A 23,280-nucleotide genomic window follows, 5' to 3' on the forward strand; every position below is an offset into this window, starting at 1 on the left:
CAGCGGTCATCCGGTCAGCGCTTCGAGTGTCGCTCGCGCTCCTCGTTCGTGCAGCGAGGCGAGGGCCGCCGTGTACGCCTGGACGAACCGCTCGTCGTCGACCAGGTCACCGAACAGGTCCCGGTCGGAGACGAAGAGCAACGGATCGTCGCGGTTGTGCTGCGCCCGCTCGACCAGCTTGTCGCGCAGCCGGTCCACCACCTCGATCGGTTCGCCCTGCTCGTCGGTGCCCTCGGCGTACCGGGCCCAGGACGCCACCACCAGCGCGGATCGCGTGATCTCGCGCCCGGCAGCCAACTGCTCGCGGATCACCGGCACCAGCCACTTCGGGATTCGGTCCGAGCTCTCAGCGCAGAGCCGCGCGAGCGTGTCGCGGACCTCCGGGTTGGCGAACCGCTCGATCAGCTCCCGCTTGTACCCGTCGAGGTGGACACCGGGCACAGGCGGCAGCGTCGGCGCACCCTCGAAGTCCATGTAGCCGAGCAGGAAGTCGACGAACAGCTTGTCCTGGCAGACCTCGTGCGCGTACCGGTAGCCGGCCAGATAGCCGAGGTAGCAGAGCGCCTGGTGGCTGGCGTTCAGCAGCCGCAGCTTCATCAGCTCGTACGGCTCGACGTCGGCCACCAACTGCACACCGACCTCCTCGTACGGCGGCCGCTCGCCTCCGAAGTCGTCCTCGAGCACCCACTGCGTGAACGGCTCGCAGACCACCGGCCAGCCGTCCTCGACCCCGAACTTCTCCGCGAGCGCCGCCTTGTCCTCGTCGGTGGTGACCGGCGTGATCCTGTCCACCATCGAGTTCGGGAAGCGCACCTCGCGCTCGATCCAGTCCGCCAGCTCCGGGTCCTTCAACCGGGCGAAGCTGGTGAGCATCTTGCGGGCGACGTGCCCGTTGCCCGGGATGTTGTCGCACGACATCACCGTGAAGGGCGGCACACCCGCCGTACGCCGGCGGGCCAGCGCCTCGATCACGAAACCGAACACGCTCACCGGCGTCGCGCCCGCCGCCAGGTCCGCGGTGAGGCCGGGATCGGAGGCGTCGAGCTCCCCGGTCACCTGGTTCACGTGGTACCCGCCCTCGGTGATGGTCAGCGAGACGATCCGGGTGGCCGGGTCCGTCATCCGCGCGAGCACCGCCTCGGGGTCGTCCGGTGCGAACAGGTAGTCCACGATCGACCCGATCACCCGCGGTTCCAGGGCACCGTCGGGGTACTTGACCACCAGCGTGTAGAGGCCGTCCTGCGCCTCCAGCACGTCGGCCATCCGGCGGTCCTGCGGCAGTACGCCGATGCCGCAGATCCCCCAGTCGAGCGCCTTGCCGTCGTTCATCAGCCGATCGAGGTACATCGCCTGATGGGCCCGGTGGAACCCGCCGACCCCGAAGTGCACGATGCCGGGGCGGACCGCCGTACGGTCGTACTGCGGTACGCCGACCTCGTTGCCGAGGGCACCTATCGTTGCCGTTCCCAACTGGGTCACTTGACCGCCCCGAGCGACAGGCCCTGGACCAGCTTGTCCTGGGCAGCGAATCCCGCGATCAGCACCGGCAGCGACACCACCAGCGAGGCGGCGCAGACCTTCGCCAGGAACAGGCCCTGGCTGGTGACGAACCCGGTCAGGAAGACCGGCGCGGTCTGTGCCACGGTACCCGTCAGCACGCGGGCGAAAAGCAGTTCGTTCCAGCTGAAGATGAAGCAGATCAGCGCCGCGGACGCGATCCCCGGCGTCACCACCGGCGCGACCACCGAACGCAGCGTCCTGGTCAGCCCGGCGCCGTCGACCGAGGCCGCCTCGAGGATCTCCACCGGCACCTCGGCCAGGAAGCTGCGCAGCATCCAGACCGCGATCGGCAGGTTCATCGAGGTGTACAGCACGATCAGCAGCCAGATGTTGTCCAGCAGCCCGGCGAACTGGGCGAACAGGTAGATCGGCAGCAGCCCCGCCACCACCGGCAGCATCTTGGTGGACAGGAAGAAGAACATCACGTCCGTCCACTTCTTCACCGGCTTGATGGACAGCGCGTACGCCGCCGGGAAGGCGAGCAGGATGACCAGCACCGTCGACAGGATGCTCGCGGTCAGCGAGTTCGCGATCGACGGCCACGGGCCGGAGTCGAAGAACGACCGGAAGCCGTCCAGCGTCAGCGGCGCGGCCAGGTCCGGCGGGTTCTTCGCCGCGTCGGTCTCGGCGTGGAAAGAAGTCAGCACCATCCACAGCACCGGCAGCACGAACAGCAGCCCGACCACCCAGGCCAGTCCGCTCAAAGCCCAGCCGCCACCGCGATTCCTCTTCCCGGTGACCATCATTACCTGGCCAGTCATCGTCCCTCCTCCTTGAACAGCGTGGACACCGAGCGCAGGGCGAAGGTCGCGATGACGATCGTGCCGATCACCACGATGACGCCGGCGGCCGAGGCCCGGCCGTAGTCGTGAGCGGTGTAGAAGGTCTGGTAGATCGTGTATGGCAGGTTCGCCGTACCGAGGCCGCCCGAGGTGATCGTGAAGACGGCGTCGAAGTTCTGCACCACGTAGATCGAGCCGAGCAGCGCGCTCAGTTCGAGGTACTGCCGAAGGTGCGGCAGCGTCATGTAGCGGAAGATGTCCCACTTGCTCGCGCCGTCGATCCCGGCCGCCTCGATCACGTCGAGCGGGCGGCTCTGCAACCCGGCCAGCAGGATCAGCATCATGAACGGCGTCCACTGCCAGACCAGTGCGAAGATCACCGACCACAACGGCTGGTTGCTGATCCAGTCCGGCTGCGGCGCGTTGTCGCCGAAGATCCACTTGAGTACGCCGTTGAACAGCCCGTACTCCGGGTTGTACAACGCGTGCTTCCAGAGCAGCGCGGCGGCCACCGGTACCACCAGGAACGGCGTGATCATCATCGTCCGGACCGCACCGCGGCCACGGAACCGCCGGTCCAGCAGCAGCGCGATCGCCAGCCCGAGCAGCAGGCTGATCAGCACCACTCCCGCGGTCAGCAGGATCGTCACCCAGATCGCGTGCCGGGTGTTCACGTCGGTGAGGACGCGGCGGAAGTTGTCGATCCCGGCGAACCCGCGCTCGTCGGGGTAGTAGGCGTTCCAGTTCATGAACGAGGCGATGATCGTGACCACGAACGGCAACTGGGTGACGATGATCATGAAGACCAGCGCGGGCATCAGCGGCGCCCGCCTGGCCCAGTCGCCGGTACGGCGCATCAGCGTGCCGCTCGAGCCGGGCGGGACCGCGGCGTGCCGGCCCGGGCGGACCTCGGTGTCTACAGACATGACGGTTCCCTCACTTCGCTTCTCGGGACCGGTACCGGTCGGCCACGTCGTCGGCGAGCGTCTGCCCGCGTTTCAGCGCCTTCTCGACGCTCATCCGGCCCGCGATCGCCGAACTGACGTCCTGGCTGACCTGGGTGCCGAGATCCGGGAACTCCGGGATGTCGACGAACTGGATCCCGATCGCCGGCCGCTTCTGCACACCGGGGTTGGTCGGGTCGGCGGTCTCGATCGCCTGCTTGGTCGGCTGCGCGAACGCCGCCGCCTCCTTCAGGTACTCCGGGTTCGCGTACGTCGAGGCGCGCTTGCCGGCCGGGACGCGGGACCAGCCGAGCTTCTGGCCGACGAGTTCCTCGTACTGCTTGCTCGAGGCCCAGGAGATGAACTTCCAGGCGTTGTCCTTCTTCTTGCTGGCTTCCTGGATGCTCCACGACCAGGTGTACAACCAGCCCGAGCTGTCGGTCTTCACCACGGGCGCGAGGGCGTAGCCGATCTTGCCCTTGACCGGCGAGTTCGGCGCTTCGAGCGAACCGGCCGCGGACGTCGCGTCGTACCACATCGCGACATTGCCCTGGACGAGATTGTTGAGGCATTCGGTGAAGCCGGCCTGCGGGGCGCCGAGCTCGCCGTGCGCGCGGACCAGGTCGACGTAGAACTTGGTCGCCTCGGTGAACTCCGGCGCGTTCACCTGTGCTTTCCAGTCATCGGTGAACCAGGTGCCGCCGAAGGTGTTCACCACCGTGGTCAGCGGCGCGAAGAGCTGGCCCCAGCCGGGCTGGCCACGCAGGCAGATGCCGCGCATGCCGGGCTGGGCGTTGTCGACCTTGGCCGCGATGTCGGCGACCTGCTGCCACGTCGGCTTGGCCGGCATCTCGATGCCCTTCGCCGCGAGGACATCCTTGCGGTACATCAGGAACGACGACTCGCCGTAGAACGGTTCGCCGTAGATCTTGCCGTCGGCGCCGGTGAGCGACTGCGTCATCGGCTTCAGCACGTCGTCCTGGTTGAACGACGAGTCCTTGGCGATGTAGTCCGACAACGGCGCGATCCACTTGCTGGTCGCGTAGATCGGGATCTCGAAGTTGCTCAGCGAGGCGACGTCGTACTGGCCGGCCTGGCTGGAGAACTCCTGGCTGATCTTGTCCCGGACGTCGTTCTCCGGGAGCACGGTGTAGTTGACCTTGATCCCGGTCTGTTTGGTGAAGTTGTCCGCGGTCAGCTTCTGCAGATCCACCATCTGCGGGTTGTTCACCATCAGCACGTTGACGGCGTCGGCCCCGCCCGCACCGCCGCCCCCACCACCCCAGCCCGCGCAGCCGCCCACCGCACTCACCAGGAGCACCGCGACGACCACACCCCCGATCCGCTTCCGCTGTGCCACCACGAGTTGCTCCTTCGCCGTCGACATCGCTATCCGGCCCTGCCTCACTCGCTCACATGAGCATCCCGCCGCTCATTAGGTGAGTGAACCGGTCGCGGAAGCAAGGTGTCAAGAGCTCACAACACATCCGAGCATGACGATGCACAATTGAGCGCACGCTCGAGCAGGTGTTAACGAGTGGGCGGTACGGCGTGCGGGTGCGGCGGCATCAGTGGTCGCGTTGGGCTTCCTCGACGCCCTCGCGGTAGGACTCCTCCAGCTTTCGTACCCAGAACGGGACGAAGACCGCGGGGCCTGTCACCCAGACCGCTTCTTCGGAAGTCAGGGACGACGACAGTGAGATCACGAAGGAGAGTGCGGTCAGGGCGATCAGCAGGAGCCAGCCCATCGTGATGAACCAGGGTCCGTCGCCTTCGACCAACGGTTGCCGGGTCACCACGGCAGTCAGGAACAGCAGCGCCGCCGCGGCAGCAACCACCACGAGGCCGGCCGGCGCGACGGAGACACCGTCCACCCAGAGCCGGTCCATCGTGACGAGGCGCACCGTCTGGACGACCAGCAGCAGCGCCATCCCGGCGTACACGAGAACGCCGCCCACCGTCAGCCGCACCGCCCACCCCCGCCGCTCGGTCCCGCCCGCATATCGCACCGGACAGACGCAGCGTTACGCCGATCGGCTCCCGCTGCTGCTTTATGCATCCGGGCGCCGATGGCGGAGAATGACGCGGGTGAGTGCGCGTGTGGTGTTGCTGGCGGGACCTTCGGGGACCGGCAAGTCCCATCTGGCGGAGTTGACCGGGTTGCCCGTGGTGCGGCTGGACGACTTCTACCGCGACGGTGACGACGAGGCGATGCCGCGTTCGCCGCTCGGGATCGTCGACTGGGACCACCCTGGTTCGTGGGACGGCGAGCGAGCGGTCGCTGCCCTGGAGACACTCTGTACGACGGGTAGCGCGGACATGCCGATCTACGACATCTCCGCCGACGGCACGGTCGGGCACCGGCCGGTCTCGACCGAGGGCTCGCCGCTGGTGATTGCCGAGGGCATCTTCGCGGACCAGATCGTCGGCCCGCTGCAGGATCGCGGGCTACTGGCGGCAGCGATCTGCGTCCGGCACCACCGCCTGGTCACCTTCGCTCGTCGCTTCCAGCGAGACCTCCGCGAACACCGCAAGCCCCCGTTCACCCTGCTCCGCCGGGGACTCCTGCTGCTCCGCGACGACCCCCGCGTCGTACGCCGCTGCCTCGACGCCGGCTGCGAACCCCTGAGCCCCAAAGCCGCCCGCCGCCGCATCACCGAATTGCTCGCCACCGCCAACCGCTGACGGCCCACGCCTCGGTCCACGCGGATCCTTGATCGGCTGGATTATGACGGCGGCGCTGAGGACCAGCGCGCCCCCGGCCAGTTGGACGGCGCCGAGGGAATCGTGGAAGACGAGGGCCGCCAGGGCGACCGTGACCACCGGTTCCAGCGTCGACAGGATCGAGGCCGTCGACGGACCGACGCGGGCGACTCCGGCGAAGAACAAGACGATTGCCGCCACCGTGCTGACCACAGCGATGGCCGAGACCCATCCCCAACCAGCGGCATCGAAGTCAAGGTTGGGCCCGCCCCGAACCGCACTGACCACTGCGAAGGTTCCGGCCGCTCCGGTGCAAACGAGTGCGGCCAGCGCCAGCGGCGGGATCGCGGGACCGAGCCGGTCTCCCACCAGGATGTAGACCGTGTACGCGATGGCCGCACCGAAGCCCATCGCCGTACCCAGAGCATCAAGCCCGCCCGCCGCGGCCGCGCCGAGGACCAGGACCGTGCCGGCCGAGGCGACCAGCAGCGCGACGACCCGGCGTACCGATGCTCGCTCGCGGCCGAGGGCGATCGCTCCGAGCATCACCAGGGTCGGGTAGGCGTACAGGATCAACGCGAGCAAGGACGCGTCCATCCGCTCGAGCGCGCCGAAGAACAGGCCGGCCTGGGTCGCGTAGCCGATCCCGCCCATCGCGAGCGCGCCGGCGATCGAGCGTCGCGGCAGGTTCCGCAGCGCGCCGGTCGCGCGGGCGACGACGAGCAGCAGCACGGCCGCGATCACGAAGCGCAGCAGGAGGAGATCGGCGACGTCGACCCGGGCGTCGTACGCGTACTTCCCGAAGATCGCCATCGCGCCGAAACAGGCGGCGGACAAGAGGCAGAGGAGGGCACCCACGCACCGATGCTGACACCGCCGACTGTTCACGTCCATCTGCTCTTCATGCATGGAATTGGGTAGCATCTGTGAACGATGCTCGATCTCCGGCGCTTGCGCCTCCTGCGCGAACTCGACGCCCGCGGTACCGTCCACGGCGCCGCCCGCGCGCTCGGCTACACCCCGAGCGCGATCTCGCAGCAGCTCGCGGTCCTCGAGCGCGAGGCGGGCGCCAAACTGCTCGAACGCAGCGGCCGGAACGTCCGACTCACCGATGCGGGTCAGGTCCTGGTCCGGCACGCGGCCGTGCTGCTCGACGGGATGGAGGCGGCCGAGGCCGAGGTGGCCGCCATCGCCGCGGGGCACCCGGCGGGCGTTGTCCGGGTGTCGGCTTTCCAGTCCGCCTTCCTGCGGATCGTGGCGCCCGCGGTCGCCGCACTGGCCGAGAGCCATCCCGGCATCCGGATCGAGGTGACCGAGGCCGAGGTCGAGGAGGCTGTGCCCGCGCTTCGCCTACGGCAGCTCGACGCGCTGGTCGGCGACGAGTACTCCGGCCGGCCGCGACCCGTGCACGACGACCTGACCCGCGAGCCGCTGGTCCGTGAGCAGGTGCGCCTGGTCCTGCCCGAAACGCATCCGTTGGCGGCGGGTGAGCGAGTACGGATGGCAGAACTGTCCGGCGCTCGCTGGGCCGCCTGCCAACCGGGCACCGGCCACCGCGAGATGCAGATCCGCGCCTGCCGCGAACTCGGCGGCTTCGAACCCGACCTGCGCTACGCCTCCGACGACTTCCTGATCCTCGTCGAAATGGTCCGTACTACGGGCGCCTGCGCGCTCCTGCCCGATCTGGTCCTCGGCTACGGCGTACCAGGTGTCGCCGTCCGTTCCCTGGCCGAGGGCGATCTCACCCGCGAGGTCTTCCTGCTGACCCGGGCAACCCGGACACCTGCTGTGGAAGCCGTCGCCGCGGCCCTGCATACCGCCGCGTAGCACCTGCTGCAGTCGTTGTATTCGTCTGGCGTTCACCTTCGTCTGGTCCGATCGAGACTCGGGATCCCTGACAGGCGGAGGAATTGTGAGGCGTGCTGCTCCCGGCGTCGCCGTAGTACTGAGTGCACTGGTCGTGGCCGGATGCGGGAACACCGCCGGTGCCGCGACGACCGATGGACCCGAGGCGGCCGCGATTGCCGCGGCACCATCCGCTGCTCCGGCGCCCCAACGTGCGACGAACGGGCTCGCCGGGTTGATCGTCGTACCGGCCGGTTCTCTGGCCGGCGACCCGGCGGATCCGAGCGAGCGGAGTGGGCCGTTCAGCCGGGAGTCCTATCTGGACACGTTGTCGGCGGCACCGGCCAAGGACCGCGCGTTGCTGCTGAACGCCCACTTCACCGAGGGCTACCGGACGTACCGGACCAGTGCGGATCGCAAGAAGCACATCACGGTGCAGATCTTCCGCGTCGGCTCCAGAGCTCAGGCCGACATCCTGCAACGTGGGTTCTGGGCACAGGAGCCGCACGATCGCCCGTTCGCCGTGCCAGGAGTTCCGGACGCGTTGGCCGACGGGAGGATCGTCGTCTCCACCGCGGTCGGCCGCTCCGAGGCGATCGCCGAGACCAGCTTCGTCGTCGGCACCCTCGTCACCGAGATCACGATCACTCAGACCGGCGAGCTGACCGCCGGCCTCACCCCCGACACCGCCCTCGCCGCCACCATCACGAAGCAGCAGAAGCAATCCCAGACCCGCAAAGCCGGCTAACGCGCCACCACAGGAGGGGCGCCGAGGCCCATCCCGCCCGGCGATCAGGCAGTGATGCGGTCGATCACCAGCGGCGTCGGCTCGTAGCGTCCGTCCGCTGAGATCTGTACTGCGTCGGCGAGCGACTCGAGTGCGCGGTCGAAGCGGCTCGTGTCGTCCGCATGCAGGGTGAGCAGCGGTTGTCCCTCGGTCACCGAATCACCTGGTTTCGCGTGCAACTCGACTCCGGCGACCGCGGAGACCGGGTCTTCCTTGCGAGCGCGGCCCGCGCCGAGCCGCCAGGCGGCGACTCCGACCGCCAGCGCGTCCATCGCCGTCAGTACGCCGGTGGAGGACGCCTTCACGACGTGCTGCTCCGGCGCCACCGGGAGCTCGGCCGAGGGGTCGCCGCCTTGGGCCGAGATCATCCGGTTCCAGGCGTCCATCGCCGTACCGTCGCGAAGTTTCTCCGCGGGATCGACGTCGGTCACGCCGGCGGCAGCCAGCATCTCGGTCGCCAGGGCGATGGTCAGTTCGACCACGTCGGCCGGTCCGCCACCGGTCAGCACCTCGACGGATTCCCTGACCTCCAAGGCGTTTCCGGCCGTCAGCCCGAGCGGCGTCGACATGTCGGTCAGCAGCGCGACCGTCTTCACCCCGGCATCGGTGCCCAGCGCAACCATCGTCTCGGCCAGCTCGCGGGCGTTCGCGACGTCCTTCATGAACGCGCCCGAGCCGACCTTCACGTCGAGCACCAGCGCACCGGTGCCCTCGGCAATCTTCTTGCTCATGATCGAGCTGGCGATCAACGGGATCGCCTCGACCGTACCGGTCACGTCGCGGAGCGCGTACAGCTTCTTGTCCGCCGGGGCCAGCCCGTCGCCGGCCGCGCAGATCACCGCGCCGACGTCCTCGAGCTGGCTCATCATTTCCTCGTTCGACAGCGCCGCACGCCAACCCGGGATCGACTCCAGCTTGTCCAGAGTGCCGCCGGTGTGACCGAGGCCGCGCCCGGAGAGCTGCGGTACGGCGACTCCGCACGCTGCGACCAGGGGCGCGAGTGGCAGCGTGATCTTGTCGCCGACGCCGCCGGTGGAGTGCTTGTCCGCGGTCGGCCGGGACAGCTTGGCGAAGTCCATCCGCTCGCCGGAGGCGATCATCGCGTTGGTCCAGCGGGCGATCTCGCGCCGGTTCATGCCGTTCAGAAGAATGGCCATCGCCAGCGACGACATCTGCTCGTCGGCGACGTCACCCTTGGTGTAGGCGTCGATCACCCAGTCGATCTGCCCGTCGCTGAGCTCACCTTTGTCCCGCTTGGTCCGGATCACGTCGACGGCGTCGAAGCCTGCCACTTACTCCCCCATTCGTTCCGGCCCGAACGCGTCGGGCAGTAGTTCGCTCATCGGCCGGCTTCCGCCGTCGGTCTCGATCCGCAGCGTCGGGCCGCCGTGCTCGTACAGCAACTGGCGGCAACGCCCGCACGGCGTCAGCAGTTCGCCGTTGTGGTCCACACAGGTGAACGCCACCAGCCGCCCACCACCGGTCCGGTGCAACTCGGACACCAGCCCACACTCGGCACACAACGTCAGCCCGTACGACGCGTTCTCAACGTTGCACCCAGCAACAATCCGCCCGTCGTCGACCACCGCCGCGGCCCCCACCGGGAACCCGGAGTACGGCGCGTACGCCCGCCCCATCGCCTCGACAGCAACAGCTCGCAGGGCCGGCCAGTCGATCTCTGGACCGGCGCTCTCGGCCGCGGCTGAGTTATTCGGTGACGTAGGGCTCACCGTCCGCCTTGGGGGCTCTCACCCTGCCGACCAGGCCCGCGACGGCGATCACGGTGGCCAGGTAAGGGGCCATCAGCAACAGTTGACCGGGGATCGGGGTCTGGATGATCTGCAACTGCGACTGCAACTGGGTCGCGAAGCCGAAGAACAACGCCGCCACCATCGCGCCGATCGGGTGCCAGCGGCCCATGATCAGCGCGGCCAGGGCGATGAACCCGTTGCCCGCGGTCATCTCCTTGGCGAAGGACCCGGCGTACCCGACGGTGAAGAAAGAACCACCGAGACCGGCGAGCACACCGGCCCACAGCACCGCGGAGTACCGGACGCGCTTCACTCTGATGCCGACGGTGTCCGCCGCCTTCGGGTGCTCACCGACGGCCCGGACCCGAAGACCCCAGCGCGTCTGGAAGAGCACGAAGGTGACCACCGCGACCGCGAGGTAGGTGAGGTAGACAAGCACCGTCTGGTTGAACAGGATCGGCCCGAAGAACGGGATGTCGCCGAGCAGCGGGATCTTCACCGCCGACAGCACGGTCGGCGTGTTCAGCTTCGCCGCGTCCTCCTGCAGGAACTGGTCGAAGAGATACCCGGTGATGCCGGAGGCGAACACCACCAGCACGACGCCGAGGACGACCTGGTTGACCAGGTACTTGATCGAGAACACCGCCAGCAGCGCGGCCAGCAGCACACCGGTCACCGCCGCCGCGATCAGCGCCGCGGCCGCGTTGTGTGTAGTACTGGAGACGACCGCGGCAGTGAAGGCCCCGACCAGGAACTGGCCCTCGATCGCGATGTTGATGACACCGGCGCGCTCACACATCACGCCCGCCAGCGCACCCAGGATCAGCGGCGTGGCGAAGTTCAGCGTGCCCTGGAACTGGTTCGCCAGCGGGAACGTCTTGCCCGCCGCGGCCCAGCACAGGAACGCCCCGATGAAGCAGATGCCCAGTACGGCGGCCAGCCAGGCGGCGTACTTCTGCGGGATCCTGCGCAGCACATACGCCACCGCGGCGGCCAGCCCGAGGATGCCGAGGAAGATGCCCACCGGCTGTGCGGGGAGGTGCAGCAGGTTGTTCTCCAGGTCGCCCGAGGTGAGCTGGAAGGTCGCCTTGCCGCCCTTGGTGCCGATCGCCAGACCGAGCCCGATCAGGGCGAAGACCACCATCAGGCCGCCGACCCGCAACCGGCGGGTCCGCTCGGCCGGCGCCTCGATGGCCGCCGGGGCCGGGACCTTGACGGTGTCGGCCGTCGTCGTCGACTCGCTCATCCGTTCCAGCCTTTCGCGAGGACCGTGCCGGCGCCGCGTTCCTTGGGCAGGAACCGGAAGACCGAGCGAACCAGGGCCGGCGCGGCCACGAACAGCACGATCACGGCCTGCAGGACAGTGGTCAGTGTCAGCGGGGTCTGGGTCTCCAGCTGCATCTGCAGGCCACCGGCGTTCAGCGCGCCGAAGAGCAGACCCGCCAGCACCGTACCGAGCGGCGTACCGCGACCGAGCAGCGCCACCGTGATGGCGTCGAACCCGACCGAGGCGGCCACACCGTCGGTGAGCGGCAGGTCGGTGCCGAGCACCTGCTGGGTTCCGGCCAGGCCCGCCAGGGCTCCGGCGACCAGCATGGCGATGAAGTAGGCCTTGCCGACGCTCATCCCCGCAGTACGGGAGGCGTCCGCGTTCGCGCCGACCGCGCGCAGTTCGAAGCCGATCGTCGAACGGTTCAGCAGCCACCAGACGAAGGCGGCGGCCAGCAGGGCGAGCAGGAAGCCGACGTGCAACCGGGTGCTGCCGAACTGCGGGTACTGCGCGTTCGCGTCCACGATCGGGCTGATCGGGTCCGTCCGGCCCGGACGCCGGAAGGTCGTTGTCGTGAGCAACCACTGGAGCAGGTAGATCGCGACGTAGTTGAGCATGATCGTGACGATCACCTCGTGGGCACCGGTGCGGGCCTTCAGCAGGCCGACCACGCCGCCCCAGATCGCCCCGCCGATCAAGCCGGCGATCACCGCGATGATCAGGTGCAGGCCCGGCGGCAGGTGCCAGGCGAACCCGACCCAGGCGGCCAGGATGGCGCCGATGATCAACTGGCCCTGGGCGCCGATGTTGAACAGCCCGGTGCGGAACGCGAGGGACACCGCGAGGCCACCGCAGATCAGCGGCGTCGCCTGGGTGAGCGACTCGGTGATCGGGGTGACTCCGCCGATCGCGCCGAGCGCGAGCGCCTTGTACGCCTCGCCGACCGCGCTGAAGGCGGCCGAGAAGGTGTCCATCGGCGCGGCGCCGAAGTACGCGACCGCGGCCTTCACCTGTTCGTCGCCGATGATGATCAGGATCGCGCCGACGACCAGCGCCAGCACGATCGCGCTCAGCGAGACCAGGCCCTGGATCGCCCAGCCGGGCAATCCGGACCGTTGCGGCTCCTTGGCCGGTACCGGCGCGGCCTTCTCCGGCTCGGTGGTTGTGTCAGTGCTCATCTAGATGGTTCCCAACGTGGTGGGGTTCTCGATCGCGGCTTCGTGGGCCTCGGTCCGGGAGGCTCCGGCCATCATCAGGCCGAGCTCGTCGCGGGGCGTGTCGGACGGTACGACGCCGACCACCTTGCCGCGGTACATCACCGCGACCCGGTCGGACAGCGCGGCGATCTCGTCCAGTTCGGTGGACACGATCAGGACCGCGGTGCCGTTGTCGCGCTCCTGCACGATCCGCTCGTGCAGGAACTCGATGGAGCCGACGTCCACACCGCGGGTCGGCTGCGAGGCGACCAGCAGCTTCAGCGGCCGGGACAGCTCGCGGGCCAGCACCACCTTCTGCTGGTTGCCGCCGGACAGCGACGAGACCGGCAGATCGATGCTCTGGGTGCGGATGTCGAACTCCTCGACCCGCTGCTCGCCGTTCTTGGCGATCTCGTCGGTGTGCAGCATCAGGCCGTCGCCGAACGGCGCCCGGCGGAACAGGTCGAGTACCAGGTTCTCGGCGACCGTGAACGGTCCGACGAACCCGTCCCGGCCGCGGTCCTCGGGCACGTACCCGATGCCGGCGTCGAGCCGGTGCCTGGTGGACACCCCGGTCAGGTCCTTGCCGTCCAGCGAAACGCTGCCGGCCGCGATCGGGGTGAGGCCGAGCAGCGCCTCGGCGAGCTCGGTCTGGCCGTTGCCCTGGACCCCGGCCACGGCGAGGATCTCGCCCGCCCGGACCTCCAGGTCGACACCGTCGACGGCGGTGAACCCGCGCTCGTCGATCACCGTCAGGCCCTTGATCTGCAGCACCGGCTCGCCCGGCTGGGCCGGTTGCTTGTCCACCACCAGGTCGACCGCGCGGCCGACCATCATCTGCGCCAGGCCTTCCTCGGTCTCGCTCGGGTCGGCCTGGCCGACCACCTTGCCGCGGCGGATCACGGTGATCTTGTCCGCGATCGCCTTGACCTCTTTGAGCTTGTGGGTGATGAAGACGATCGAGGTGCCGTTCTCCTTCAGCCGCCGCATCACCGTGATCAGCTCGTCGATCTCGGCCGGGGTGAGCACCGCGGTCGGCTCGTCCAGGATCAGCACCTTGGCGTCGTTGGTCAGCGCCTTGATGATCTCCACCCGCTGCTGGACGCCGACCGGGATGTCCTCGACCAGCGCCTCGGGGTTCACCTCGAACCCGTACCGCTCGGACAGCTCGGTGACCAGCGCGTGCGCCTTCTTGCGGTCCAGGATGCCGCCGGGGAAGGTGTTCTCCCGGCCGAGCATGATGTTCTCCGCGACGGTGAACACCGGCACCAGCATGAAGTGCTGGTGCACCATCCCGATGCCGTGCTCGATCGCGTCGCTCGGCGAGCCGATCACGACCTTCTCGCCGTCGATCACGATCTCACCGGAGTCGGGCTGCAGCAGCCCGTAGAGCATGTTCATCAGGGTGCTCTTGCCGGCCCCGTTCTCGCCGAGCAGGCAGTGGATCTCACCGGGCTCGATGACGAGATCGATGTGGTCGTTGGCGACCAGCGAGCCGAAGCTCTTGGTCAGCCCCGAGAGCTCGAGATGCATGCCGCGGCCTTCCTCTCAGACGGCGAGCCAGGAAGCCGCCCCGGTCGGGGCTACTTCCTGGCTCGCACCGTACTACGTGCTGACGCTGTCGATCAGGACGCGGCCGGCTGCGCCTTGGACGCGATGGTGATCTTGCCGGAGATGATGTCGGCCTTGATCTGGTCCAGCTCGGTCTTCACCTCGGCCGGAACCTTGCCGTCGAACTCGTGGAAGGGAGCCAGCGAGGTGCCGCCGTTCTCCAGCGTGCCGACGAACTGCTTGCTGTCGTACTTGTTGTCGACCACGGAGGTGACGGCGTCCTGGACGGCGACGTCCATGCCCTTGTTCACCGAGCTGATCAACACCGAGCAGTACTCCGCGGCGCTCACGCAGCCGTCGGTGTCGACCCAGATCGCGTTGACCTTGCCGTTGCTGGCCTTGGCCGCCTGCAGGCCGCCCAGACCCGACGGGCCGGCCACCGGGAAGATGATGTCCGCGCCCTGGGTGATCAGGTTCTGGCCGGTGTTCTGGCCCTTCGCCTTGTCCTCGAAGTCACCGGTGAACAGACCGGTCTGCTTCGCGTCGTCCCAGCCCAGCACCTGGACGTTCTTGCTCTTCTGCTTGTTGTAGTACCGCACGCCCTCGGCGAAGCCGTCCATGTAGATCGTCACCGGCGGGATCTTGATGCCGCCGAAGGTGCCGACCTTGCCGGTCTTGGTCATCGCCGCGGCCAGGTAACCGCCCTGGAAGGCGGCCTGCGCGGTGTTGAACAGCAGCGGCTTGACGTTCGCGATCGGCTTGGCCGGGGCCGAGTCGACGATGGCGAACTTGATGTCCGGGTTCGCGTTCGCGGCCTTGTCGGTGGCGTCCTCGAGCTTGAAGCCGACGGCAACGATCACCTTGCACTTGGCGTTGACCATCGCGGTCATGTTGGTCGGGTAGTCGTTGTCCGACTTCGACTCCGCCTTGACCTCGGTCAGGCCCTTGGCCTTGATGGCAGCCTGGAAACCCTCGTACGAGGTCTGGTTGAACGACTTGTCGTCGAAGCCACCCGAGTCCGAGACCATGCAGGCCTTGAAGTCCTTGTTGGCGCTGCCGCCGGACGCGTTGTCAGTCGGCTTGCTGCCACAAGCGGCGACGGCGAGCGTCAATGCGCTCACGATCGCCAGTCCCCGCACGTACTTCTTCACCGGAGGTCTCCTTCGTCGACCAGAAATATCTGCCCCGGCACGCCTTCCCCAGCGTGCCGCATCCGCAGACTATAGGGGCCAGCGGAGCCTTCTTTGAACGGCGCGAGGGCCTCGATACCGGAAAGTGACCGGCGCGCGAAGCATTGTGACGTAACTCCTGCGGTATGGCTACCGTCTGCTCGATCCAGGTCACGCACCGATGAATTCCCGCCTCCGGGCCCGCGGTTTGCTCACTGTCAGTTCCGGTCACGATCCGTGACAACGGCCGGGTCCGGCCCGGTCGGGTGCCGATCGGATGACAGAATCGCCGGATGACGACTGCGGGACAGCTGCTGGTGGCGGACTCGAAAGCGCGGGTGGACGAGGTTCGCGACGAGGCACTCGCCCTCCGCCGCGACCTGCACGCGCACCCCGAGCTCGGCTGGAACGAGGTCCGCACGACCGAAGTACTGCGTCAGCGGCTGACCGAGGCGGGTCTGTCCCCGCAGGTACTGCCGACCGGGACGGGGCTGATCTGCGACATCGGCTCCGGCGACTCCTGTATCGCGCTCCGGGCCGATATCGACGCACTGCCCGTGCCGGACGCCGTGGTGGCCCCGCACCGGTCGACCGTCGACGGTGTCGCGCACGCGTGCGGGCACGACGTACACACCGCTGCCCTGGTCGGAGCCGGTCTGGTTCTCGCGGGGATGGCTCGGGACGGTCTGCTCGATCGGCGGGTGCGGCTGATCTTTCAGCCGGCCGAGGAGGTGATGCCGGGCGGCGCGCTCGGGGTGATCGCGGCGGGCGGACTGGACGGCGTACGGCGTATTTACGGGTTGCACTGTGACCCGCGGCTGGACGTCGGGCAGGTCGGGTTGCGGGTTGGTGCGCTCACTGCTGCGGCTGACCGGATTCTGGTTCGGCTCACTGGGCCTGGTGGGCATACCTCGCGGCCGCATCTGACGGCCGATCTCGTCTACGCCCTGGCCACGCTGGTGACCGAACTCCCGGCCGCGTTGTCGCGGCGGGTCGATCCGCGGGCCGGGATGTCGCTGGTCTGGGGTCGAATCACGTCTGGCTCCGCGGCGAATGCGATCCCCGCGCGCGGTGAGGCGGAGGGCACCTTGCGCTGCCTCGATGTGAACGCGTGGCGGCTCGCCGAGGAGCTGATCCCGACGCTGGCGGCGCAACTGGCCGCGCCATTCGGCGTGGAGGTGGACACCGAGGTCACCCACGGAGTGCCGCCGGTGATGAACGACCCGGCTGCCATCGAGGTGTTCCGTACTGCGGTAGGCCACACGCTCGGCCCCGCCGCCGTCGCCCCGACCGACCAGAGCCTCGGCGGCGAAGACTTCGCCTGGTACCTGGAACACGTTCCCGGCGCCATGGCCCGCCTCGGCGTCCGCCCACCCGGCTCGGACACAGCAGCCGACCTCCACACCCCCGGCTTCAACCCATCAGAGGACGCCATCACCCTGGGCACCTCAGTCCTGGTCGCCGCCGCCCTCCTGGACTGAAACTCGTTCAGAAGGTGTCGGCGGCTCACGTAGTACGGGTCAGAAGGTGTCGGCCGGGACGTAGACGCCCCAGACATCGCGGAGGGCGTTGCTGACCTCGCCGACGGTGGCGCGGGCCTTGAGGGCTTCCTTCATCGGGTAGAGGCAGTTGTCGGTGCCGCGCGCGGCCGCCTGTAGATCCGCGAGGGCCTTGTCGACAGCAGCCTGATCGCGCTCGGCACGAAGCTTGGCGAGTCGCGCCACCTGCTGCGCCTCGATCGCCGGGTCGACCCGCAGCGGCTCGTACGGTTCCTCCTCGGCGACCTTGTACTTGTTCAACCCGACGACGACCCGCTCCGCCGAGTCGATCTGCTGCGCGATCCGGTACGCCGACCGCTCGATCTCCTGCTTCTGGAACCCCTTCTCGATCGCCGCGACGGCCCCGCCGTATTCCTCCACCTGGTCCATCAGCTCCCGCGCGGCCGCCTCGACCTCGTCGGTGAGCGACTCCACGACGTACGAGCCGGCGAACGGATCGACGGTCGCGGTGATGTCGGTCTCGTACGCGAGCACCTGCTGGGTCCGCAGCGCGAGCCGGGCCGCCTTCTCGGTCGGCAGCGCGATCGCCTCGTCGTAGGAGTTGGTGTGCAGCGACTGGGTGCCGCCGAGCACCGCGGCGAGACCCTGGATCGCGACGCGGACCAGGTTCACCTCGGGCTGCTGCGCGGTCAGCTGAACGCCGGCCGTCTGGGTGTGGAAGCGGAGCATCAGCGACTTCGGGTTCTTCGCGCCGAACTCGTCGCGCATCACCTGCGCCCAGATCCGCCGGGCCGCGCGGAACTTCGCGACCTCCTCCAGCAGCGTCGTCCGGGAGACGAAGAAGAAGCTCAGCCGTGGTGCGAAGTCGTCGACGTCGAGACCGGCCGCGATCGCGGCGCGAACGTATTCGATGCCGTCGGCAAGGGTGAACGCGATCTCCTGCGCGGGCGTCGCGCCGGCCTCGGCCATGTGGTAGCCGGAGATCGAGATCGTGTTCCAGCGCGGCAACTCGGTCCGGCAGTACGCGAAGATGTCGCTGATCAGCCGGAGCGACTCCTTCGGCGGATAGATGTAGGTGCCGCGGGCGATGTACTCCTTGAGTACGTCGTTCTGGATCGTGCCGGTCAGCTTGTCGCCGCTGACGCCCTGCTCCTCGGCCACGAGTTGGTAGAGCAGCAACAGCACCGAGCCCGGCGCGTTGATCGTCATCGAGGTGGAGACCTGGTCCAGCGGGATCCGGTCGAACAGGATCCGCATGTCGTCGATCGAGTCGATCGCGACCCCGACCTTGCCGACCTCACCGTGCGCGATCTCGGCGTCGGAGTCGTACCCCATCTGGGTCGGCAGGTCGAACGCGACGGACAGTCCCATCGTCCCCGCGTCGATCAACTGGTGGTACCGCTGGTTCGACTCGGCGGCCGTCCCGAACCCGGCGTACTGCCGCATCGTCCAGGGCCGCTCGGTGTACATGGTCGGGTAGACCCCGCGCGTGAACGGGTACTGCCCCGGCGTACCCAACTTCTCCGCCGGGTCGAATCCCGCAAGCTTGTCGGGACCGTAAACAGGCTCGAAGTCCCACCCCGACTCGGTCTGGTGGCTCATCCACCCACCGTAGGCCCGACCACCCACCCACTGGTATCCATCCCCCAGGTGACATCCAGCACCCTCTGTGACCCGAGTCTCTCCCTGCGCTCCATCAGCCGGCGTACCGACGGACCGGAGGTGTGCCGTCGGCGGGGTTTCAGTTGCGCTTGGGACGGCGGCGCCTCCAGCTGAGCTGGCTGATACCTCCTGTCCGTCGGTACATCCGCCGACTGGGTGTTGCCAGGGGATCTGCGGGGTGTTGCTGGAGTGTCGCTGAGGGTTCATGTGGGGGCGGGAACCTTCGGGGGTGCGCATAGTGATGGTTGCCGAGTGCTTCCTGCCGCAGATCAATGGCGTGGCGAACACAGCTCGCCACGTCGCCGACCGGCTGCTTGCCCGTGGGCATCAGTTGCTGATCATTACCGCCGGTCCTGGTCCTGAGACCTACAACGGCGTCCGGGTACTGCGGGCCCGTAGCTTCGGGATTCCTGGATACAAGGAGATTCCGGTCGGGCTGCCCGATCCCGCGATCGAGCGGGCGATGGCCGAGTTCAGGCCCGACCTGGTTCATCTGGCGGCTCCGTTCGCGCTTGGGGCGTACGGGCTGCGGAGTGCGCGGCGGCTCGGGTTGCCGACGGTCGCGGTGTTCCAGACCGACCTGGCCGGCTTCGCCCGGCAGTACCCGTGGTTCGCCAAGGCCGATCGTGGCTGCTGGGCCTGGATCCGCAGGATCCACTCGCGCTGCGATCGCACCCTCGCACCGTCGTCGTCCGCGGTCGCCCAGCTCGTCCAGGAAGGCGTACCGCGCGTCCATCACTGGGGTCGCGGTGTCAATCTCGACCTGTTCGATCCGGCCCACCGAAACGATGCCTGGCGCAAGGAGATCGCCCCGGACGGCAAACCGATCGTCGGGTACGTCGGCCGGCTGGCCGCGGAGAAGAAGGTGAAGCGCCTCGCGGAGCTGAGCGAACTCGACTGCCACGTGGTGATCGCCGGCGACGGCCCGGATCGCGCCTCCCTGGAAGCCACGTTGCCCAAAGCAACCTTCCTCGGGATGCGCCGCGGCAGTGACCTCGCCTCGATCTTCGCGAGCCTGGACCTGTTCGTGCACACCGGCGAGCACGAGACCTTCTGCCAGACGATCCAGGAGGCGCAGGCCTCCGGCGTCGCCACCGTCGGTCCGGCCGCGGGCGGCCCCCTGGATCTGATCCGCCCAGGCGAGACCGGTCTGCTCTTCGAACCAGGCAAACCCGGCTCGCTCCGCCACGCAGTCGCACACCTACTGGACAACCCGGACGCCCGTACGACGATGGCAGCGGCCGGCCGTCGCCGGGTCCAGACACGCACTTGGCCCGCCGTCGTCGACGACCTGGTCGACCGGCACTACGCCGAAGTACTGGCCGAGGTCGCGGCCGTCCGGCGGGCCGCATGACGTTGCGGATCGCACAGCTGGCGAACTTCGTCGGCCCGACCTCCGGCGGGATGCGGACCGCGATCGAGCACCTGGGCCGCGGGTACTGCGAGGCCGGTGCCGACCGCATCCTGATCACGCCCGGTGAGCGCGACAGCGAGACGGACACCGAGGTCGGCACGATCGTCCGGATCAAGGCACCGAAAGTCGGCGGCGGCTACCGCTTGATCACCGAGCCGTGGAAGGTGATCGAGGCGCTGGAGCGGTTCGGGCCGACCACCGTCGAGATCTCGGACAAGTCCACTTTGTTGCCGGTGGCAAGGTGGGCCCGCCGTCAGGGCATCGGCTCGGTCCTGTTCAGCCACGAGCGGCTGGACGCGATGCTGTCGCTCAGGACCGCGAGACCGGGATGGAAAGGCGGGGAACGAACCCACTACCGCCAGCTCGGGATCGCGTCCGGCGTGGGTGCGCTCTACAAGCTGCTGAGCCGCACGTACGACGCTGTGGTGGTCACCTCTCGCTATGCGGCGGCCGAGTTCGACGAGGTGACCACACCGCTGATTCGCATCCCGCTCGGCGTGGACCTCGACACGTTCCACCCCTCGCGTGGTGCGCCCAAAGACGACGGGATCCTCAAGCTCGTCCACGCCGGCAGGTTGTCGCGCGAGAAGAGCCCGCACCTGGCCGTCGCCACGGCGGTCGAGTTGCACCGACGCGGCGTACCGCTGCGGATGGACGTCTACGGCTCAGGACCGCACCTCGACGAGTTGCTCGCGATCGCGGGAACCGCCCCGATCTTCTTCCACGGGTACGTCGACGGCCGGGTCACCCTGGCGCGCCACCTCGCCGAGGCCGACGTGGCCTTGTCGGTCTGCCCGGGAGAAACGTTCGGGCTCGCCGTACTGGAGGCGCTGGCCGCCGGTACGCCGGTGGTCACGGCGAGCACCGGTGGAGCAAGGGAGTTGGTCGACTCGACTTGCGGTCGATGGGCCCCCGCCAACGCCGGGGCGCTGGCGGACGCGGTACTGGATCTCGTTCAGCAGCCAGGTCGTCGAGCTGCGGCCCGGAGGCGGGCCGAGCTCTACGACTGGGACAGCTGCGTGCGGCACATGCTCAACCTGCACACGCGATTGAGGATGCGCGCCGCGGCTTAGGTCAGGTGGTCGAAGTCGCCGCGGGCCCAGGCGGCGTGGCGGTCGGCGGAGCGGCGTACGACGGTGCGTGCGTCGGCAGGGATCGACGCGCCGAAGTTGCCGTAGAGGCGGTCGTAGGAGAACACGTCGAGCGCCTTCGCGACCCGGTCGACGACCGCGCCGGACAGCGGGATCCGGTTCGGGTAGCTGCGCATGAAGCTGACCGACGTACGGTCCGGGTTCGCGAAGATGGTGTCCCCGGCAAGGATCACTCCCTTGCCCTCGGCACCTTCTGCCCAGTGCACCACCGCGCTGCCCGGGAAGTGCCCGCCCGGCTGGATCAGCGTGACGCCGGGCAGCAGGTCGAGCGTGCCCGACCAGGTCTTGATCACCGGGTCCTGCCGGGCGACCCACTCGGCATCGGCCTCGGACACATAGACCGGTACGCCGCCGAGCCGGCGACTCCACTCGACCTGTACGCCGTACATGTGCGGGTGGCTCGCGATGATCGCCTTCACCTCACCGAGCGCGCGGACCTGCTCGACCGCGTCGTCGTCCAGGTAGCCGATCGGGTCCCAGAGCAAATTGCCCTCGGCGGTCTGGACGAGCATCGACTGCTGGCCGATCCCGGCGCTCGGGGTCGACGTCACGCCGTACAGGCCGGGCTCGACGGCCTTCACCTCGACCTTGTAGCCGGCCGCGGACAGCTCCTCGAGCGTCGTCCAGTGCTGGCCGTCGGCGGGCACCCACTGTCGTTCGTCGGCGCAGATCGCGCACACCTCGACCTGCTCGGAGTGCTCGACCGCGCAGGTCTCACAGATCCAGAAACTCACTTTCGTCCCCTCTTCTCCCGGCGCTCGCCGGGCCATGTCGTCGCCGGTTCCACCCTAGGTCCGGCAGGGTCCCCCGATCTGGTCCACCGCGGACCGGTCCCGGCGGGCCACTTCATCCTCCGAGTTCAAGCGCGGTTGAGATCAACAGCCGCGTCGTACCGGTCCCATCACTCCTGGTCACCAGCGCGTCGGCAGGTCTCAGAGAGCGATGTCACACGTGAGCGTGCCTGAACCGGCGCAGCGCAGCGATAGCATCAAGAACGGCCTGGTTTCCTGCCGGGCCGAGCCGACCGCGGCCCCTTTGCCACCCCGGCCTCCTCGCCCCGGCGTCGAGGCTGCTCTGGACGCCCCGGAGTCGCCGTGGTCCCCGGCTCTGGTCTGTCGTCCGATCGGAGGATCGGTTTGCCCAGCAAACCGCGCATCATTCCCCCCGGCACGCTGTATCGCGGCCACGAAGGCATGTGGTCGTGGGTGGCGCACCGGATTACCGGGGTCGGGATCTTCTTCTTCCTCCTGGTCCACGTGCTCGACACCGCGCTGGTCCGGGTCTCCCCGGAGGCCTACAACGAGGTGATCGGGACGTACAAGAACCCGGTCGTCGGCCTGATGGAGGTCGGCCTGGTCGGGGCCATCCTGTTCCACGCCTTCAACGGCATCCGGCTGATCCTGGTGGACTTCTGGGCCAAGGGCCCGCGGCACCAGCGCAAGCTGATGATCGGTGTCGGGATCATCTGGGTCGTGTTGTTCGTGCCGTTCGTGATCCGGCACCTGAGCCACGTCTTCGGAGGCTGAGATGTCCGACATCGCCGCACCGCGTTCGTCCACCCGCTCCCGCTCGCTCAAGGGCGGCGGCCGCAACCGCTCCGGCCAGACCAACTTCGAGCTCTACAGCTGGCTGTTCATGCGGCTGTCCGGGCTCGCCCTGGTCGTGCTGGTGCTCGGCCACCTGTTCACCAACCTGATGCTCGGCGGCGGGATCACCGCGCTGGACTTCGGGTTCGTGGCCGGCAAGTGGGCCAACCCGCTCTGGCAGGTCTGGGACCTGCTGATGCTCTGGCTGGCCATGCTGCACGGCAGCAACGGGATGCGCACGATCATCAACGACTACGCCGAGAAGGACCAGACCAGGTTCTGGCTGAAGGCCCTGCTGATCACCGCGGCGATCGTGATCGTCGTCCTCGGCACCCTGGTCATCTTCACCTTCGATCCCTGCCTGGACCCCAGCTCCACGCTGTCGGTCTGCAAGTAAGGAACCTCTGAAT

At 68.4% G+C, this 23,280-nt stretch carries 21 protein-coding genes; 7 read left to right on the top strand and 14 right to left on the bottom strand.

Translation table 11 applies throughout. The annotated features are described in order from the left end of the window. Nucleotides 1-6: 6 nt before the first annotated feature. The 6 genes from EV138_RS10715 to EV138_RS10745 all read right to left on the bottom strand — a co-directional run bounded on the left by EV138_RS10715 (nucleotide 7) and on the right by EV138_RS10745 (nucleotide 6,847). The gene (locus tag EV138_RS10715; protein ID WP_133978231.1) at nucleotides 7-1,479 is read right to left on the bottom strand and encodes a mannitol dehydrogenase family protein; all 1,473 of its coding nucleotides are present in this window, start codon (nucleotides 1,477-1,479) and stop codon (nucleotides 7-9) included. After that, on the bottom strand, nucleotides 1,476-2,321 hold the full coding sequence (locus tag EV138_RS10720) for a carbohydrate ABC transporter permease (RefSeq protein WP_133978232.1): 846 nt from the start codon (nucleotides 2,319-2,321) through the stop codon (nucleotides 1,476-1,478). The genes EV138_RS10715 and EV138_RS10720 overlap by 4 nt, the downstream gene beginning before the upstream one ends. Then, the gene (locus EV138_RS10725) at nucleotides 2,318-3,268 is read right to left on the bottom strand and encodes a carbohydrate ABC transporter permease (RefSeq protein ID WP_133978234.1); all 951 of its coding nucleotides are present in this window, start codon (nucleotides 3,266-3,268) and stop codon (nucleotides 2,318-2,320) included. The genes EV138_RS10720 and EV138_RS10725 overlap by 4 nt, the downstream gene beginning before the upstream one ends. A 10-nt stretch (nucleotides 3,269-3,278) precedes the next feature. Next, nucleotides 3,279-4,649 (bottom strand): ABC transporter substrate-binding protein, encoded by a 1,371-nt coding sequence (locus tag EV138_RS10730; RefSeq protein ID WP_202866689.1) that lies wholly within the window; start codon nucleotides 4,647-4,649, stop codon nucleotides 3,279-3,281. Nucleotides 4,650-4,854: 205 nt separating this feature from the next. Then, nucleotides 4,855-5,256: a hypothetical protein gene (locus tag EV138_RS10735; RefSeq protein WP_133978238.1), complete on the bottom strand. Its 402-nt coding sequence runs from the start codon at nucleotides 5,254-5,256 to the stop codon at nucleotides 4,855-4,857. A 478-nt stretch (nucleotides 5,257-5,734) separates the two neighbouring features. Further along, nucleotides 5,735-6,847, bottom strand: coding sequence for a DMT family transporter (locus EV138_RS10745; RefSeq protein ID WP_238158060.1), 1,113 nt, complete (start codon nucleotides 6,845-6,847; stop codon nucleotides 5,735-5,737). Nucleotides 6,848-6,922: 75 nt separating this feature from the next. On the opposite strand from EV138_RS10745, the gene EV138_RS10750 reads away from it, so the two are divergent. Together EV138_RS10750 and EV138_RS10755 are read left to right on the top strand one after the other, a co-directional pair. Beyond that, on the top strand, nucleotides 6,923-7,816 hold the full coding sequence (locus tag EV138_RS10750; RefSeq protein WP_133978243.1) for a LysR family transcriptional regulator: 894 nt from the start codon (nucleotides 6,923-6,925) through the stop codon (nucleotides 7,814-7,816). An 85-nt stretch (nucleotides 7,817-7,901) separates the two neighbouring features. Further along, the gene (locus tag EV138_RS10755) at nucleotides 7,902-8,582 is read left to right on the top strand and encodes a hypothetical protein (RefSeq protein WP_133978245.1); all 681 of its coding nucleotides are present in this window, start codon (nucleotides 7,902-7,904) and stop codon (nucleotides 8,580-8,582) included. 44 nt (nucleotides 8,583-8,626) lie between these two features. Here the strand turns inward: EV138_RS10755 and EV138_RS10760 are convergent, their stop codons facing one another. The 6 genes from EV138_RS10760 to EV138_RS10785 all read right to left on the bottom strand — a co-directional run bounded on the left by EV138_RS10760 (nucleotide 8,627) and on the right by EV138_RS10785 (nucleotide 15,540). Beyond that, complete coding sequence (locus EV138_RS10760) at nucleotides 8,627-9,913, bottom strand: thymidine phosphorylase (protein ID WP_133978247.1); 1,287 nt, start codon at nucleotides 9,911-9,913, stop codon at nucleotides 8,627-8,629. Next, the gene (locus EV138_RS10765) at nucleotides 9,914-10,351 is read right to left on the bottom strand and encodes a cytidine deaminase (protein ID WP_255513664.1); all 438 of its coding nucleotides are present in this window, start codon (nucleotides 10,349-10,351) and stop codon (nucleotides 9,914-9,916) included. Then, a complete protein-coding gene (locus EV138_RS10770) occupies nucleotides 10,329-11,618 on the bottom strand; it encodes an ABC transporter permease (RefSeq protein WP_133978249.1) in 1,290 nt (429 codons plus the stop codon). The genes EV138_RS10765 and EV138_RS10770 overlap by 23 nt, the downstream gene beginning before the upstream one ends. After that, entirely contained in the window at nucleotides 11,615-12,820 is a 1,206-nt protein-coding gene (locus EV138_RS10775) for an ABC transporter permease (protein ID WP_133978251.1), read from the bottom strand. Before EV138_RS10775 ends, EV138_RS10770 begins: the two co-directional genes overlap by 4 nt. Further along, on the bottom strand, nucleotides 12,821-14,371 hold the full coding sequence (locus EV138_RS10780) for an ABC transporter ATP-binding protein (RefSeq protein WP_133978253.1): 1,551 nt from the start codon (nucleotides 14,369-14,371) through the stop codon (nucleotides 12,821-12,823). It lies immediately after the preceding gene. Between the two features lie 92 nt (nucleotides 14,372-14,463). Then, nucleotides 14,464-15,540 carry a BMP family lipoprotein gene (locus EV138_RS10785; protein ID WP_133978255.1) on the bottom strand — a complete coding sequence of 359 codons (1,077 nt, stop codon included), beginning with the start codon at nucleotides 15,538-15,540 and terminating at the stop codon, nucleotides 14,464-14,466. 311 nt (nucleotides 15,541-15,851) lie between these two features. On the opposite strand from EV138_RS10785, the gene EV138_RS10790 reads away from it, so the two are divergent. Then, a complete protein-coding gene (locus EV138_RS10790; protein ID WP_133978257.1) occupies nucleotides 15,852-17,039 on the top strand; it encodes an amidohydrolase in 1,188 nt (395 codons plus the stop codon). 39 nt (nucleotides 17,040-17,078) lie between these two features. On the opposite strand, the gene EV138_RS10795 is transcribed toward EV138_RS10790, so the two are convergent. Continuing rightward, the gene (locus EV138_RS10795) at nucleotides 17,079-18,659 is read right to left on the bottom strand and encodes an acyl-CoA mutase large subunit family protein (RefSeq protein WP_133978259.1); all 1,581 of its coding nucleotides are present in this window, start codon (nucleotides 18,657-18,659) and stop codon (nucleotides 17,079-17,081) included. A 289-nt stretch (nucleotides 18,660-18,948) separates the two neighbouring features. On the opposite strand from EV138_RS10795, the gene EV138_RS10800 reads away from it, so the two are divergent. Then, a complete protein-coding gene (locus EV138_RS10800; RefSeq protein ID WP_202866690.1) occupies nucleotides 18,949-20,073 on the top strand; it encodes a glycosyltransferase family 4 protein in 1,125 nt (374 codons plus the stop codon). After that, on the top strand, nucleotides 20,070-21,206 hold the full coding sequence (locus tag EV138_RS10805) for a glycosyltransferase (RefSeq protein WP_133978262.1): 1,137 nt from the start codon (nucleotides 20,070-20,072) through the stop codon (nucleotides 21,204-21,206). The genes EV138_RS10800 and EV138_RS10805 overlap by 4 nt, the downstream gene beginning before the upstream one ends. Here EV138_RS10805 and EV138_RS10810 read toward each other — a convergent pair. Next, the gene (locus EV138_RS10810) at nucleotides 21,203-22,018 is read right to left on the bottom strand and encodes an MBL fold metallo-hydrolase (protein ID WP_133978264.1); all 816 of its coding nucleotides are present in this window, start codon (nucleotides 22,016-22,018) and stop codon (nucleotides 21,203-21,205) included. The genes EV138_RS10805 and EV138_RS10810 overlap by 4 nt on opposite strands. A 402-nt stretch (nucleotides 22,019-22,420) precedes the next feature. On the opposite strand from EV138_RS10810, the gene sdhC reads away from it, so the two are divergent. Together sdhC and EV138_RS10820 are read left to right on the top strand one after the other, a co-directional pair. Then, complete coding sequence (gene sdhC, locus EV138_RS10815; RefSeq protein WP_133978266.1) at nucleotides 22,421-22,810, top strand: succinate dehydrogenase, cytochrome b556 subunit; 390 nt, start codon at nucleotides 22,421-22,423, stop codon at nucleotides 22,808-22,810. Between the two features lies 1 nt (nucleotide 22,811). Further along, nucleotides 22,812-23,267, top strand: a complete 456-nt coding sequence (locus EV138_RS10820; protein ID WP_112246407.1) for a succinate dehydrogenase hydrophobic membrane anchor subunit — start codon at nucleotides 22,812-22,814, stop codon at nucleotides 23,265-23,267. Nucleotides 23,268-23,280 lie beyond the last annotated feature (13 nt).

It is taken from the genome of Kribbella voronezhensis (assembly GCF_004365175.1).
Taxonomy (GTDB): Bacteria; Actinomycetota; Actinomycetes; order Propionibacteriales; family Kribbellaceae; genus Kribbella; species Kribbella voronezhensis.